Here is a 14,971-nt window from a genome sequence, read left to right as displayed (position 1 = left end):
CCCCGTCTTCTATCGCTTCGAGAGCACGGTCAACTGGCCCTCATTGATGGTCACTTCACGGCCGCGCAGCACGATCTCGGCGCCCGCACCGGTCGCGACGACCACGGCTTCCTCGGTGATACGGATGTACGCGCCGCCCTTGGCCTGGAGCAGGATCCCCTCGTCGGTGCCGGGCGTGTCGCTCATGACGAGCTTGTGCGCCAGGGGCGTCTGGACGACGACCGGCTTGTTCGCCGCGTTCGCCCGGAGCTCGCGGCGCGCGTCGGGCGGCAGTTCCTCGGCGGCACCCCACCAGCACCCCGTCCACACCGGGAAGCTCGGGTCGCCCTGCTCGAACTCCACCCACACGCCGGTGCCGGGCGGCGGTACGACGAACTGTCCCGACTCGGGTCCGGTGAACGGCAGGCAGGGCAGCGCCCACGTCGACGGCTCGCCGCCGAGGACGTCCGGGACCTCGACGGTGATACGGCCGATGCGCAGCGGGTCGTCGTTGTCGACGACCCGGCCGCGGTACTTGCCGAGGTAGCGATTGCTGGGTGCCGCCATGGGGGACTGCTCCTGCTGGTCTCTGGGTGGTTACGGCCGGACGTGGGTGCTGCGGGCTTCCAGGCCCTCGCGGGAGAGGGTGAAGTTCTGCTGGAACGAGCCCGGGCGCAGGTTGTGCGTCACGGACTTGACGTAGTAGTCGCCGTCGTACGCCCGTCCCGCGCCGCGTACGCCGACGAGCTGGCGCGGCTGGAGGATGTAGCCGTGCCGGTTGACGTCGAGGGAGCCGGAACCGGAGACGACGTCGGCGGAGATCGCGGCCCGGGCGAGCAGCTCGGCCTCGGCCTGCCCGCGTTGCTGCTTGGCGGTGCCGGACAGGGTGCGGCGCTTGAGGGCCGGGGTGGGCCGCTTGCCGAGGGGCGGGCGCAGCGGGCTGATCGGCGGCTGCGGGAGAAGGGTGGACAGCCGGGTGTCCGGGTCCTGCCAGCGGGCCTGCGGCTCCTCGCGGGCGGTGCCGTCGTAGGCGAAGGTCAGCTGGTCGACGGTGGAGTTGGCGTCCATGTTGACGTTGAGGGCGTGCTGGCGGATGCCGAGGCGGACCTCCGGCCCCCAACGGGCGGAGGACTGACCGGGGTTGGGTCCTGGCTCCAGGTAGAAGGTGTAGCCGTTGGCGCGGGCGAGCTCGGTGACGTACTGCAGGTCGGTGCCGGTCTGGTAGTGCACGCGGAGGTCCTGGTGCGGCGGCTGGGCCACCGTCTCCGTGTAGACGTCGGGGCGGATGCCGTAGTCGGAGTAGCGGCGCAGGATGGCCAGCACCCGCTCGGAGGGCCGCAGGTTGGGGTAGCGGGCGGTCCGCTCCTCCAGGTCCATGAGGAGGGTGAGGTCCTCGCCGGTGACGGTGAGGGTGGAGTGGCCGGGCTGGTTGCTGGCGCCGACCTCGTGCCGTACGACCAGGCCGTCGAACAGCACACCGGCGGTGCCCCGGACGGTGACGGTGACGATGAGGCGGGTCTTCGGGTCGAAGAAGCCCTCGGGCAGCAGCCGGCGGCTGATGAGGCCGTTCTTGGTGAGGTCGAAGGCCAGCTGGAAGCCGCTGCGCTCACCGGCGGTGGCGGTGATTTGGGCGGACAGCAGGGCCTCGGTGACCCCGGCGGGGACGGGTTTGGTGAGCTTCGGCCCCATGTGGAGAGTGATGTGGACGGGCCCTTGGCCCACGGGCAGATCAAACACGGCGGTCTCCCCGGGGGAAGCCACCGGCCGCCGGTACGTCGATGATCCGGCCTGCCTCGCCGGTCAGCTCCCGTGGGTCGAGAACGGGGTTGGCGTCGGCGATCTGCCACCACTGGGCGGGGTCGCCGAAGTAGTGCTGCGCGAGCAGATCAGGGCGGTCGCCTGTGGCGACGGTGTGCGGCTGCGTGTCCTGTTCCTGGTCGAACGGCGGCAGCAACCGGCGCTTGGCGTACCGGACCTCGGTCCCGTCGGGCAGGCGGTGGACGCCGATCTCGGCGTCGTGGTAGCGACTGGTGCGTGGATAGGGGTGCACGCCCGGTATGGCATCGAGGGCGTTCTCGTAGGGTTCGATGTCGGCCATGGTGGTGCGGTCAGCCCCTTCCGCTCAGCGCGCCGGTGCCGGTGAGCCCGAGAGCGCCGATGCTCCCGCCCCGAGCAGCGGCCGCGAGGCGCTCCTTCTGCGCGAGGTGCGCCATGTAGAGGTCGGCTCCACGGTGTCCGGCGGGCAGGTCGCTGATGGTCAGGATCTTCATCCCGATACTCAGCGAGGCCCGGATGGGGTTGAGGTTCACGTCGAACGCGGACTCATTGACGGACAACTCGGTCAACCGCACGGGCATCACCCGCTTGCTCCCCCATGTGAAAAGAGTCAGCGGCATCTCGATCGGACTGATCTCGATGGTGCCTTTCTGTGCCAGTCGGCTCGCCGCGCGCAGCTGGGCGGTGGTCGGCTGCACGAGCATTTCCAGCGTGGCCAGCTGCGGGTGGATCCCGTCGGGCGCGGCGATCTCGAACTGGTCGGTGGCGTCGATCTCCGCGGTGAACTTCCAGGTCTCCTGGGCGGGACCCTTGAGCCGCAACGCCTCGTTCCGGTCCCCGCTGCCGGTGCCGCCGCCTCCGGCATCGCCGCTGTCGCCGGCCGACTGGGGGCTCACGCTGCGCTCGAGCGTGTCCGGGTTGAACTGCAGCACGATGATGCGCTGCGGAGTGCCGGTGTCAGGGTTGACGACGACGATGCCGGAGCGGATCGGTTTGGGGATGTCGGCGTAGCGGGTCACGTGCGCTCCCGGAGGCGGGTCTGCAGGTCCGTGTAGTCGTGGGCGGGGAAGAGACGGGGGAAGAGATCGAGCATTCCCGTCAGCCTCCGAGCGGTGCCCACGTAGTCCTCTTGGGTCAAGGACACCTCCGTGAAGAGGTACTGCCAGCCGAAGGTTCCCTTTGTCACACGCAGGGCATCCAGATACGAGCAGTAGTCGAGATCCATCTGGTGCACACCGAGTGGGCCGACGTCGAACCACAACTCGGGGCTGCGGACACCGGGTTGGATGCGCAGCGCGGTGAGATGGCCGACTCCGGTCATCGTGGTTCCGTCAAAACCCCGCAACTGGGAAAGCAGCTCACGTTCAGCAGGGGTGGGATTGGGCCAGCCCAGTTCAGGAGGATCCCCGCTCAGCACATCGGAGATGTGCGCGACATCGAATTCACCGGCGATGGAGAACTCCGATTCGACGACCTCCCAGGCGGCGGCGATCGAGACGAAACGGAAGTAGCACCTCTGCAGGGCCGGGTCCAGGGAGATTCCCTCGAATTCCTCCAGATTGGCGAACTCTGTCGGAGCGTCACCGAAAACCTGACTCACAGGCCCGTGCTCGGCCCGGGACACCTGAATCGCAGCACAGTCTCGCAGCTCGCCGAGCACGCTGACCCAACTGCGTTCGTAGGGTGTCAGATCTGCCATTTCTCCTCGATTCCCAAGCCGTGCGTCAGACAGGCATGATTCAGTCTTGATACCGCAGCATGTGCTTGGCATCCTTCAGCTGCTGGATGGCCGCACTGCGGTTTTCGTTGATGCCCCCGGATGCCGCTCCACTTGCTCCACCGAGGTCCAGCCTCGCCTGCAGTGCGCGCGTGAGTTCCGAGAGTTTGTGGAAGACCACTCCTGTTTCCCGAATCTTCACGATGGCCTCCGCAAAGTGCGGACTGATACCGGTTGCCGCCCTGATGACGGGGGCGGCCGCCGTGTTGATGTTGATCGTGGAGGGCTTTCCCGGCGGGTCGAACTTCCCTGGCCAGCTGCCCTTGGCGTTCCTGTCGCGAACCCACTGGTGATCCTCGACCCGGTAACCACCCCAGGTCACGTTCACATTCTTCGGGAATCCCGCATGAGTCGGCCAGTACGAGATGTCCACGTCGTACCAGATCATCTTCTCCGGCTTTCCCGTCGGACCGATTCCCTTGACCACGTGCCCCAGCGCACGTGCGGCCGGATGCTCCACCTCGTTGGCCGCTTCATTGTTGTTGATCTTGCGGGCGGGGACGAGGTTGGACGTGGAGGCATGACCGCCGAGCCTTGCTGGGAGCATATGCATGCGCACCCAGTTGTTCTTCCGCTCGTCATTCGCGGTCGGCACGGCGTTCCAGCCTTCGGGAAGGGCGCCGGTCCGGTTCTCGGCCTCTGTTCCGGCGGGCGTCGACTTCTTGATGTACGAAGCCTTGAAGCTGTAGGCGAGCGGGCCGTCAGCAAAGGGCGGCAGAACAGTGGGCGGCAACGGCGGCTCCCCCTCGGCCGACTGTCGCTGCTCGAGAAGCTCGGCCAGGTACTCCATCTGTGCCTTGAGATTCTCCATCTGGAGCTGGAAGGCTGAGTTACCCAGGGGCTTGCTGCTGATGCCATAAGGACTGCGGCTCGCAGGCAGAGCGTCCTGCCCGCGTTCGACCACCTCGTGCTGAGCCACCGAGGCCCTGAGAGCCTGGTCCTGCCTGGCCCAGAGCGCCGGGCCCGAATCCTTCAGTTCGGCGATCTCCTCACGCCAGCCGTCGAAATACTCCTGGATGTCCTGCAACCTGCTGCGCGTCGCGAGGTCGGCGCTCTTGCCCTTGCCCTTGAACAGGAGCGTGTGCGGCTCGCCGTCCATGGTCCTGAATCTCACGCGCGGCAGGTCATAGTCCTTCCTGCCCTCCGGCTCCCGCTGCCTGCCCCGGTCCGACGTCCGGCGCCTGTCCCGGTCTCGCGTCCGCTCCTGCCGACGCCGCCACTGGTCCCGCAGACGACGCAGCCGGTCGTTGAGGCGGCCGCCGATCTTGCGACGAGCCTTTCCGAACAGCTTGCCGACCGCGCGGCGAGCGCGGTTGACAGCCGACTTGACGGTCTGGCGGGCGCGGCGGACGCGACGGCGGGTGCGGTCTCCAGGTCGGCGGTCCCTGTCGGTGTCGCGGCGGCGGTCGGTCGCCCGGTCGTCGTCCCGGCGACGGTCGTCCGCCGTGCGCCGACGCTCGTCGGGACGGATGCTCCTGGGGTCGCGGTTGCGGTCGCGGTCGTCCTGGCGGTCGCCAGGGCGCCGTCGGTCGGGACGGAGTGTGTCGCGGGCCGGGCCGCGGCGCGACGGGGCGTCGGGGCCGTCGTCCTTGTCGGTGCGCGTGCGCTGCTCCGCGTCCCGCATCCGCTTCCGCGCAGCGTTGACCTCGCGGCCCTCCTCGCGGCGCCGCTCGTCGTCGCGGCGCTTCTTCGGGCGGGTGGTGTGCGAGGGGCGCGACTTCTTCTGAGGGGAGGAGCGCTTGCCGGGGCGTGGCCTCGTCGGTGGGCGGGACTTGTTGTCCGTGGAGGGCTTGCGCGGCGTCGGGCGGCCGTCGTCGCGGCCGGACGGGCGGTCGGTCGGGCGGTCCGGAGCCGGCGACCGGTCGTTGGTCGTGGGCGCGGGGTCCTGGTCCTTGGGCTTGCCCGGAGCGTTCGGCTGCGTGGGCGGTGCGTCGGAGCCGTCCGGCTTGTCCTTCTTCTTGCGGAGGTTCTTCAGCATGTCGCCGAGCTTGTCGGCCACTTTGCCCATGAACCTCCCGACGCCCTCGATCAGGAACTCGTAGATCAGCTCGAGCAGGGCGACGACACCGGCCGCCACCGCCTTCGCGAAGGGCAGGGCGCCATTGCCGCTCTTGACCGACTTCAGGAAGTCCATGAACAGGCCGAAGGCGGCGAGGATCTCGCTCAGCGCGCCCCACGCCGTCTTCAGGGCGTCGATGATCGCCATGACCCAGCCGGCCCCGGGGATCAGCTTCGCGACGACCTTCTCCACGACCAGCACACCGATGATGACCGGGAGTTGGGGCAGCGCCTCGTCCCACGCCATCTGAGCCATCTGCTCGACCGTCACCCCGCCGGAGACCAGCTCCTGGAAGTCCTCCATCGGGATGCCGATGATCTCCTGGACCTTCTGGTTGAACCAGGCCTTCACCGCGCTGGTGACCTCGTTGAAGAGGTGCTCCCTGGCACCGGTGTCCGCGGCGGCCCCCGCCTTGCTGATCCAGTCGCCGGGGTCGGAGACGATGTCGTTGAAGATGGCGGCCCATTCACCGAGGCCCTCCACCACGGCGGCGCCGAACTCCAGCGCACCGACGGTGGCGGTCTCGGCGACCTCGACGGCCGCCAGCATCCCGGTCTCCAGGACGTCGAGCCCCGCGAGCAGCGCCCCGCACAGGCCGTCGAGCAGCTTCCCCGCGATCTCCTTGAGGCCGTCCGCGATCTGGTTGACCTTCTCCACGGCCCAGTCGCGCGCACCGTCGATGGTGTTGCGCCACTTGTCGCGCATCGCCGGGTAGTCGGCGAGGAGTTCGTCACCGAGGGCGATCAGCGCGTCCGCGAACTTGTTGATCTTGTCGATCACCCAGTTGCGGGCGTCGTCGATGAGCTTGAAGACCTGCTGCTTGAACTTGTCGATGAGGTCGGTGACGATCTGCCGCGCCTTCTCGAAGACGCTCTTGATGGCGTTCTTGAGCTCCTCGAAGAACTGCTTCAGCTTTTCGATGGCTTCTTCGAGCCAGTTGTCGGCGTCGTCCTTGCCCTCCTCCTGCTTCTTCTCGGCCTCCTTCTCGGCGTTGGTCTGCTCGTCGGTGATCTTCTTGTTGTCGTCCTGGGTCCGCTTGTCGACGTCCTTGTCGGTCTGCTCCTCCTTCTCCTTGATGTCCTTGCGGACCTCGTCGTACTTCCTGCCCTTCTTGCCGTCGATCTCCGCGGTCTTGTCGTCCTGCTCCTTGCGCCACCTGTCGCGGGAGTCGGCGATGTCGGAGCGGCCCTTGTCCCGGGCGTCGGCCTGCTGCCTGCTGCTTCTGTCGACCTCGCGCTTCAGGTCCTGGTCGTGCTTCTGCCGGTCCGCCTGGGCCTTGTCGTCCTTGGCCCTGCGCTCCTGCGTCATCCTCTGCCGGCCCTCGGCGAAGCCGGCCTGGATCTGCGGACCGCGGTCGTGCTCGGCCACGGCGGACGCGGACTCGATCGGCACCCCGCCGCCGGACATCGTGCGCCCGGCACCCTTGGCGTTCTTGCCGTTGCCGCCGGGCACCTTGCCGGTCAGGGTCTCCTTGGGCACGTCCGGGTAGATCTGGTCCTCGCCCATCGGGCGGGCCGCGTCCTCCCGGCCGGAGCGGTGCAGTTCCGCCTTCCGCTCGTCGAGCTTCTGGCCCTGTTCGTCGGTGCGCTGCGGATCGGAGTCGTTCTCGAGCGGCAGCCGCGGCGCGTCGCCCACCTTGGCGTTCTGCAGTCCCTCGTCCTTGGTGGGGAGCCCGAGGATCGAGTCGATCAGGTCGTCGAGGGGCAGGATCTCCTTCAGGAGCTTGCCGAAGAGCTGCGCGCCGATGGTGACGGCGATGTCCCACCAGCTCGGCTCGGGCACGTTCGCGCCCGGTACCTCGCCTTCCGGTTTCTGCTCGCCGGTGATCTCGGGCGTTTTGCCCGGTGCGGCCTCGGTACGGGCCACCTTGGCGTTGGTGTACGTGCCCGGGGCCGCCGGCGTCGGACCGCCCGGTACCGTCCGCGGGGAGCCGGACGGGCGCTGCTCCTTCGGCGGCGCCTTGCGCAGTGCCGTACGTTCCTTGTCGACCGAACGGCCGACCGCGCCGTTCACGCCCTTGAGCGTGTCCAGCATCTGATGCGGCTTCAGGCCTGCGGCCGTCGCGAGTCCCGCCTCGGGCGTGGCGTTCGAGACGTCCGGTGCGGCGGCTTCCTTCTTGGGCTTCGCCGGGGCGGATGCGCCTGCGCGTCCGCCGCCGCCCCGCGCCGGTGCGGGAGCGGAGGTCGAGCGGCCACCGCCGCCTCCACCACGGCGGGCGTTGCGGGCGGCCTGCCGTGCGGTCTGCCGTTTGCTGCCCGACGGCTTGGACCGGGCGGCGGATCCACCGCCGCCGGAACCCGAAGTGCCGGACGCCTTGGGGATGTTGGTCTTCGCCTCCGAGGCGGACAGGGGTGAGGGGCCGTTACCCGGCGCCAGTTGCGGAGCGGAGCCGGGCCCCGGTGTGGAGACCTTGTCCGGGCCGGTCTCCGGTCCGGGGGAGGTGGCGTGGCCGTTGCCCTCGGTGACGCCCTGGTCGTCGGGGGTCGGGGTCGGCTTGGTGTCGGGAGTGCTGCCCTGGTCGGTGCCGGTGCCACTGCCAGTGCCGGTGTCGCTGCCGCCACCACCCGCCGTGTCCTCGCCCTTGCCTGCCGGCTTCCCGGCCCCCTTGTCCGCTCCGGCGCTCGGCTCCGTCTCGCTCTTCGCCGGGGCGCCCGCCGACTGCGATCCCTGCTTCGCGCTGCCTTCGGCCTGGCCGCCGCCGTCCGCCGGCTTACCGGACGCCTGGGACGAACCGGCGTCCTGGGTACGGGCGTCCTCGTCCGCCTTGGCGAGTCGCTCGGACCCGGTCGGCTCACCGGGCGGCGGGGTCGCGCCGGCTCCCGCACCATCGGCGGTGCGGGCCTCCGCGTCCCGTCGGCGGGCCTCGGCGTCCTCCGCACGCTGCTCCGCCTGCGTCTTGTCGCCGATGCCTCCGGCGGAGTCCGCCGAGGCCGTCGTGGTGAGCCCGGGCGCATCGGCCCCGGTGCCGGTCGCCCCGCCGGCTCCGTCCGGCCCGAGGTCCTGCTCTGCGGACGCGCCGGTGAACAGGTCCTGGTCGGTGAGTCCCCGGGGCTCGTCGTCCGTCCCAGAACGTGCGGGAGCGTGCTGCGGTGAGGGAGACGCGTCCGCCACCTCTTCCGGCGCCGGTCCGGCATCCGTGGACGGAGGGGAAGGCCGGGAGGCGTTGCCCTTCTTCCGCTCCTCGACGACGCCCGGGTTCTTCGCCGCCTCCGTGTAGCCGACGAGGTCGATGTCGGGGACGGGCTCGTTGCCGCGGGCCGCGGGCGTGTCCTCGTCGGCGCCCGGCTCCTGGTCCGCGGGCTCCGAGTCCAGCCCCAACGGCTCGTCGTCCGTGCCCTGTTCGTTCTCCGGATCGCCCGCCGAGCGGATCGGACCGGTGTCGCCGCCGGTCCGGGGCTTCTCGCCGGGCTCGGCGCCGCTCCGGTCGACGGGCGACGGGGCGGCCGCGGTGTTCGCGGCGACCGCCGGGCCCTCGTCCTGGCGCGTCTGCTGCTCGCCCGCCTGCCGCTCCGGCTCCTGCGGGGCCTCCTCCTGGCTTCCGGCCTCTTCCCGCTCCTCCTCGGCGGCGGCGTCCTTCTTCGCCTCGTCCTGCTGCGCGCCGTCGTCCTCGGCCTTCTGCTGCTCGTCCTGCGCGGAAGCGTTCTGGTCCTCGCGGGCAGCGGTGTCCTTGTCCTCCTGCCCGGACTCCGACCGGTCCTGCTCCCGTGCCCCGGCCTCCTCCTTGTCCTGCGCAGCGGCTTCTTCGGGGGACGTGCTCCCCTTCCCGTCGCCGGCTGCTCCCTCACCGGGCTTCTCCTGCTCGCCCTCCCCGCCGGCTTCCGGCCCGCTTTCGGCGCCCTCCGGCCGCTCGCGCGCGTCCGGGCGTTCCCCGGCGGTCTCGTCGCGCCGGCGCTCCTCGGCGACCTCGTCCGCCGCCCCGGGCACGGCCGAGGGCGCCGCCGCCGCATCCAGCGGCAGCGGCCCCGCCTGTTCCGCCTCCTCGACGAGGTCCAGCACCCGGTCGAGTACGGGCGCGGGCAGCCGTGTCTCCAGCCGGTCGAGGACGAGGTCCTGCACCTGCGGTGCCAGCCGTGCCAGCTGGAGCCGGACCCGGCCCGACCGGTCCTCCGGGTCGCCGCGCAGGGAGCGCAGGACTCCGTTCGCGACGCGGTCGACCAGGGTCGCCGGGTCCACCTCCTCCATGCGGCGCCGATCGGCGTTCACGGTCGCATACCGCAGCCATCCCGGCGTGGCCTGCCCCGGCTCGATCTCCGGAGCGGACTCCTCGTCCCGTACGAGATCCTGGGCCGCCCCCTCCGCCTCCCGCTCGATCCGCTGATGCGGCAGGCTCACCGCGCCGAGGTCACGGCCGACGCGCAACGTGCCCAGGCCGTGCGGGTTCTGGATGGTGTGCAGGAGCTCGTGGGCGAGCAGGCGCCGGCCGTCCGCCGTTCCAGGCCGGAAGGCGCCCTCGCGGAAGAAGATGTCCTGGCCGACCGCGACCGCGTCCGCGCCGAGCAGCTCCGTCAGCTGTCCGGCGTCGCGGCCGGTGTGCAACCGTACACGTCCGAGGTCGTGGCCGAGCCGCTCCTCCAGCTCCCGCCGGACGCCGGGGTCGAGGGGCTGGCCCGCGCCGCTGACGATGTCCTTCGGTTCCGGCGTACGGGACTTGGCGGCACGCTCCCTGCGCTTGCGGCGGCGCTGTTCGGCCGCCTGCTCGGAACGGGCTTCCTGGCTCTGCGTGTTGCTCACCGGGTCACCTCCCCATGGCCGCTGAGCCCTTCGTGCACGGCGCGCGCCAGCTCCTGCCCGAGCCGCCGTGCGGACAGACCGGCGGGCAGGGGCGGCAGTCCGGACAGGGCGTCCACGGTCAGCGGGCCGTCCGTCGCCAGCGGTACGCCGTAGGTGCGGATCAGGCGGGTGAGCTCACGCTCGAACGCGGCCGAGACCCGCTCCGGGTCCACCTGGAAGCCGCTGAGGGCCAGTTCGCCCACGTCCACTCGGATCTCACGCGGGGTCACACCCATCCGCGCACCTCCGTCGGCGTCAGGGACCGCTCGAGCTTCAGGTACTCGGTGCGGGCCGCCGCGAGCATGTGCCGCATCTGCAGCCGGTCGCCCTCCTCGGCCGCCAGGAACGCGCCGGACAGAGCGATGTTGCGGATCGAGCCGCCCGCGACGGTGAGCTGGGCGAGCAGATCGCAGTCGATGTCCTTGACCGGGGCCTGCGACGGCAGGACGCGGCGCCAGATCTCGGCGCGTTCGTGTTCGGCCGGGAAGGGGAAGTCGACGACGAAGCGGATGCGGCGCAGGAAGGCGGTGTCGAGGGCCTTCTTCATGTTGGTGGTGAGGATGGCGAGGCCGCGGTAGGCCTCCATCCGCATGAGCAGATAGCTGACCTCGAGGTTGGCGTACCGGTCGTGGCTGTCCTTGACCTCGCTGCGCTTGCCGAACAGCGCGTCGGCCTCGTCGAAGAGAAGCAGCGCGCCGCCGCGCTCGGCGGCGTCGAAGACGCGGCGGAGGTTCTTCTCGGTCTCGCCGATGTACTTGCTGACCACCTGGGAGAGGTCGACGACGAAGAGGTCGAGGCCGAGTTCCTTCGCCATGACCTCGGCGGCCAGCGTCTTGCCGGTACCGGAGCCGCCCGCGAACAGCGCGGTCACGCCGAGTCCGCGGCGCAGCGTGCCGGCGAAGCCCCACTCCTGGTGGACGGTCGGCCGCTGCCGTACATGGGCGACGATCTCGCGGAGCACGCCGACCTGCCGCTCGTGCAGCACCAGGTCGTCCCAGCCGGCCTGCGGTTCGATGCGCCGGCCCAGCTCGTCCATGCCGATCCGGGCCTCGGCCAGCCCGGCCCGCCAGGCGAGTCGGGCCGGGTCCAACTCGTCCTCAACGGGCAGGTCACGGCGTATGGTGGCGGCCGCGGACCGTACGACATGCGGCGGCAGCTGGAACTGGGCCACGAGCGAACGGAGTTCGAGGTCATCCAGGTCGATGTCCGCGAACGCGTCCGCCCACAGGGCCAGTTGTTCGTCGTCGTCGAGCCGGGGCACGCTCACGCGGGCGCCGTGCGGCCGGTCGGAACGCAGCGGGTCCTCGCTCGACACCACCATGGGTACGGCCGCCTGGGCCAGGAACGCCTCGGTCGCCGCCCGCTGGTCGCGGTCGAGTTCGCCCACCTCGACGAGCAGCGCGGCAGGCAGCAGGATCGCCTCGCGCTGCCAGAGCCGGGCGAGCCGGTCCCGTTCGGCGGGGTCGGTGGGCAGGTCCTCGGCGCTCATCGCGTAGAGGCCGAGCCCGGAGCGGGCGGCCCCCGCGGCGGCGATGTCGGCCCGGCTGCGCAGGTCCCCGCCGGTCAGCTCGACCAGCAGGGGCGCATCAGGGGTCGCGCCCGCCGTCCAGCCCGCGGCGACCCGGTTCGCGGCCAGGTCGTACGAGGGTGGCAGCCGGTCCGGCACCGGGGTGCGCCGCAGCCGGCCGTGCAGCCGGGCGTCCAGGTAGGGCGAGCCCAGCAGGAAGTGCAGGATGCGTTCGTCGAGCCGCAGCCGGGAGGTGGTCAGCCGGGACTCGTCGTCGAGCTCGACGATCCGCCAGCGCCGCAGCGGGGCGACGGGGGTGAGCGCGCTCCAGTGCGGCTCGGCGAGGGCTGCCAGGGCGAGCGAGAAGGTGGGGTACCCCCGCTCCGGGTCACCGCTCGCAGCGGCGCACCGGGCGGCCGTCGTGGGGTCCAGGTCCTGGGCGGCGGTGAGCAGGACGAGGTCGCGTTCGAACGGGGTGAGTCCGAAGCAGGCGATGAGGGCGTCGAGGGATGCGGCGAGGTGTCGTACGGGAGCGGGGTCGACGTCGGGCTCGGGTTCCGTCCGCTGTGCGTCCGGCTCGGCGGCGCGTGCCGCGTGGGCGTCGACGCGGGCCAGGACGCGCCCGATCTCCGCGAGCAGCGTCGCGCCGCTGTCCCGCTCACCGGCCGTGTCCGGCTCGTGTGCACCCATGTCCTCACCTGCCCCCGTCGCGCTCATCCCGTGTCACTTCTCCGTGTTCTCGCCCGGGCCGTCCGAGTTCCGTGGGCCCGGACGTGCCGACCGAGGGCTCGTCTTACGGGTGCGCGCCGACGTCTTGGCGACGGCCTTCGCGGCCTTCTTGGCGACAGGCTTCTCGGCCGCCTTCTTGGCAACGGCCGGTGCTTCGCTCTTCGCATCCTCCCTTGCGGGAACCGGGCCTGACGGCTCGTCATTGCTCCGCTCCACTCCGGGAGGGACCGGCGCCCCCGGCGCCCCGAACGGCAGCACCCGCACATCCGTCCGTTCGACCGGCTTCCGCGGCACCGGCGTCTCACGCCCGTCGATGAAGACCAGCGCCGCCTGGTAGACGACCGACAGTGAGTACGGGGTCTGGTGGAGCATGCCCCACAGCTTCGACGTCTCGTCGATGTCCATCACGGTCGGCGTGAACCGCACCCGTTGTGCGGCCTCGGCGAGGTCACTGCCCGCCAAGTACGGCTTTTCACCGGCGAGTTCGATGACGTCCTTCGGCAGAATCGGTGTCTCGTGCAGGGTGCGCACCACGGAGCCGATCAGACGCTGCCCGACGAGTTCCGTCTCGTCGCCGTAGGCACTGATCAGGTAGTGCAGGTCGAGTGCGGCGGCGGGCCGTTTGACCAGCGTGCCGTCGGCGGCGCGGGTGGGCAGGTCGTTGTTGCGCTGTGAGGTGTTGGGCGTGACCTGGTAGAGGAAGACCGAGATGGTGGGCTGCTCGACGGACGGGTCGGCCGGTGGCTTGCGCGGTTCGACCTTCACCGCCATGTCGATCTCGGGTCCGATGTTGGACTCGATGAGCAGGGCGAGGGCCTGGGTCACATGGGCGATGGCAAGTGCGTTGCTCATGGCGTGAGTTCCTCGGTCCCTGTCGTCCTGATGCTTCCTGTGCCGCTCATTCACGCCCCCGGGCCAGGTACTCCGCGAGGCTCACCGTCGCCCCCGGCCGCTCGGTCCCGGGCGTCCGCTGCCGCGGCCCGCCGGACGGCGACGGCGCCGCGGTCACCTCGAGCCGCCCGATCTGCACCTGCACCACCTGCTCGGGCGCCCGCGCCGACCGGCGGGCCGCGGCCTGCCGTACGGCCTCGCGTGCCGCCGCCGTGTCCGCCGCCCTGGGCCGTGGGGCGGCCGGTGCGGCGGGGGAAGCGGCGTCCGTACCCGGGGGGATGGGTACGGACGCCGCGGTCGGAACGGCGCGCTCCGGGCGGCCCGGCGTACGCCGCCCGGCACCCGGGACCGGTCGGGGGCCCGGCACCACCGGCGCCACCGGGCGCAGCAGCAGCGCCTCGGCCACGGCCGGTGGCGCGGGGGGCTGTGCCGGGTCGGCGAGCGGTCGTTCGGTGCGTACGACGGTCCGCTCCCGTTCCGTGTGCAGCCGTGCCGCCCGGGCGGCCGGAGCCGCACGCGGGGTGTCCGGGCGGGGTGCGGCGGACGGCGTCGAAGAGGGCCACACCGGCTCGGCGTCCTCGCCCGCGTTCCGCGCCCGTACCGCCTCGATCCGTTCGAACGGGCCGGGCGGCCGAGGCCGTACCCGCACCACATCCGGACGCGGGCCGGTCGAGGCCGGCGCGTGCCGGGCGATCAGCCGGTCGAGGAAGTCGGGCACCTCGGAGCCGGGCGTGGACTCAGACATCGGCGCACATCTCCAGGTAGTAGCGGCGCCGCAGCGGGCTGAGCGCCAGGATCTCCGGCTCGCTCCAGCCGTACGCGGTGGCGAGCAGGTGGACGTCGAGGAGCAGGTCCCTCGCCCAGGAGTCGAGTTCGGTCCACAGGTACGAGGCGATGTCCATCTCGGCCCGGGTGGCCCGCCCGCACTCGGGGCAGGCCACGTTGAGGGTGACGTCGGCCCCCGGGTCGGCGGCCTCGACCGCCTCGGCGATCCGGCGCTGCACGGGTGCGGGGAGGGCGTCGGCGGTGACCGCCGCCCCGTCGTGCACCGCCGAGACGAGGCACCGCGCGAGCAGCGCCCCCCGCGGATCCACGTCCCGCGCCGCCGCGGTCAGGTCGCCGGCGCCGGGCAGCCGGAACTCGACCTCCCAGCCGTCGTGCGCGACCCGTACGACCGTGTCACCGCGGACTCCGACCGAGCGGGCGAACTCCCCGGCGTCCAGGTCGAACTCCATGTCCGCCCCGCACTCCGCGCAGTCGAGCCGCACCTGCATGCGCTCGCCGAACAGGGCCCGGCGCAGTGCGAACAGGTCCGCCTCGCGCTCACCCACCGGAAGGGCGGGCAGCGCCCGGGCGTCGAGGTCCGGGCGCGCGGTGCGGTGCAGCAGCAGCGCGCGCCCGGCGGATGCCTCGGCGAGTCCCGCCTCCCAGGTGGCCAGCAGATCGGCCGCCCCAGCCATCAGCTCCCCCAACGTCCTTGACC

At 71.4% G+C, this 14,971-nt stretch carries 11 protein-coding genes; all 11 read right to left on the bottom strand.

What is annotated here, in order from left to right:
- Positions 1-9 precede the first annotated feature (9 nt).
- The 11 genes from ACFVJQ_RS05785 to ACFVJQ_RS05735 are packed head-to-tail and all read right to left on the bottom strand — an operon-like array spanning position 10 to position 14,948.
- The gene (locus tag ACFVJQ_RS05785; protein ID WP_385513027.1) at positions 10-546 is read right to left on the bottom strand and encodes a phage baseplate assembly protein V; all 537 of its coding nucleotides are present in this window, start codon (positions 544-546) and stop codon (positions 10-12) included.
- A 30-nt stretch (positions 547-576) separates the two neighbouring features.
- Complete coding sequence (locus ACFVJQ_RS05780) at positions 577-1,716, bottom strand: hypothetical protein (RefSeq protein WP_385781228.1); 1,140 nt, start codon at positions 1,714-1,716, stop codon at positions 577-579.
- Positions 1,709-2,077, bottom strand: coding sequence for a hypothetical protein (locus ACFVJQ_RS05775; protein WP_385513025.1), 369 nt, complete (start codon positions 2,075-2,077; stop codon positions 1,709-1,711). Before ACFVJQ_RS05775 ends, ACFVJQ_RS05780 begins: the two co-directional genes overlap by 8 nt.
- Positions 2,078-2,087: 10 nt before the next feature.
- Positions 2,088-2,774, bottom strand: a complete 687-nt coding sequence (locus ACFVJQ_RS05770) for a hypothetical protein (protein ID WP_385513024.1) — start codon at positions 2,772-2,774, stop codon at positions 2,088-2,090.
- Positions 2,771-3,454, bottom strand: coding sequence for a hypothetical protein (locus tag ACFVJQ_RS05765; protein WP_385513023.1), 684 nt, complete (start codon positions 3,452-3,454; stop codon positions 2,771-2,773). The genes ACFVJQ_RS05770 and ACFVJQ_RS05765 overlap by 4 nt, the downstream gene beginning before the upstream one ends.
- Positions 3,455-3,494: 40 nt before the next feature.
- Entirely contained in the window at positions 3,495-10,322 is a 6,828-nt protein-coding gene (locus ACFVJQ_RS05760; RefSeq protein ID WP_385781224.1) for a DUF4157 domain-containing protein, read from the bottom strand.
- Positions 10,319-10,597 carry a hypothetical protein gene (locus ACFVJQ_RS05755; protein WP_385781222.1) on the bottom strand — a complete coding sequence of 93 codons (279 nt, stop codon included), beginning with the start codon at positions 10,595-10,597 and terminating at the stop codon, positions 10,319-10,321. Before ACFVJQ_RS05755 ends, ACFVJQ_RS05760 begins: the two co-directional genes overlap by 4 nt.
- Positions 10,588-12,558, bottom strand: coding sequence for an ATP-binding protein (locus tag ACFVJQ_RS05750; RefSeq protein ID WP_385781219.1), 1,971 nt, complete (start codon positions 12,556-12,558; stop codon positions 10,588-10,590). Before ACFVJQ_RS05750 ends, ACFVJQ_RS05755 begins: the two co-directional genes overlap by 10 nt.
- A gap of 33 nt (positions 12,559-12,591) precedes the next feature.
- The gene (locus tag ACFVJQ_RS05745; protein WP_385781216.1) at positions 12,592-13,449 is read right to left on the bottom strand and encodes a DUF4255 domain-containing protein; all 858 of its coding nucleotides are present in this window, start codon (positions 13,447-13,449) and stop codon (positions 12,592-12,594) included.
- Between the two features lie 46 nt (positions 13,450-13,495).
- Complete coding sequence (locus ACFVJQ_RS05740; protein ID WP_385781213.1) at positions 13,496-14,233, bottom strand: hypothetical protein; 738 nt, start codon at positions 14,231-14,233, stop codon at positions 13,496-13,498.
- Positions 14,226-14,948 carry a hypothetical protein gene (locus ACFVJQ_RS05735; protein WP_385781211.1) on the bottom strand — a complete coding sequence of 241 codons (723 nt, stop codon included), beginning with the start codon at positions 14,946-14,948 and terminating at the stop codon, positions 14,226-14,228. The genes ACFVJQ_RS05740 and ACFVJQ_RS05735 overlap by 8 nt, the downstream gene beginning before the upstream one ends.
- Positions 14,949-14,971: the final 23 nt, after the last annotated feature.

The sequence above is a fragment of the Streptomyces sp. NPDC127197 genome (assembly GCF_042672405.1).
Classification (GTDB): Bacteria; Actinomycetota; Actinomycetes; order Streptomycetales; family Streptomycetaceae; genus Streptomyces; species Streptomyces flavusporus.
Note: the sequence above shows the minus strand (reverse complement) of the source record. Positions and strands in the feature narration are given on the sequence as shown.

Coding starts and splice junctions, on each gene's coding strand:
- ACFVJQ_RS05785 (WP_385513027.1), bottom strand. CDS start 546: ATGGCGGCACCCAGCAATCGCTACCTCGGCAAGTACCGCGGCCGGGTC.
- ACFVJQ_RS05765 (WP_385513023.1), bottom strand. CDS start 3,454: ATGGCAGATCTGACACCCTACGAACGCAGTTGGGTCAGCGTGCTCGGC.
- ACFVJQ_RS05750 (WP_385781219.1), bottom strand. CDS start 12,558: ATGGGTGCACACGAGCCGGACACGGCCGGTGAGCGGGACAGCGGCGCG.
- ACFVJQ_RS05745 (WP_385781216.1), bottom strand. CDS start 13,449: ATGAGCAACGCACTTGCCATCGCCCATGTGACCCAGGCCCTCGCCCTG.
- ACFVJQ_RS05775 (WP_385513025.1), bottom strand. CDS start 2,077: ATGGCCGACATCGAACCCTACGAGAACGCCCTCGATGCCATACCGGGC.
- ACFVJQ_RS05740 (WP_385781213.1), bottom strand. CDS start 14,233: ATGTCTGAGTCCACGCCCGGCTCCGAGGTGCCCGACTTCCTCGACCGG.
- ACFVJQ_RS05755 (WP_385781222.1), bottom strand. CDS start 10,597: ATGGGTGTGACCCCGCGTGAGATCCGAGTGGACGTGGGCGAACTGGCC.
- ACFVJQ_RS05735 (WP_385781211.1), bottom strand. CDS start 14,948: ATGGCTGGGGCGGCCGATCTGCTGGCCACCTGGGAGGCGGGACTCGCC.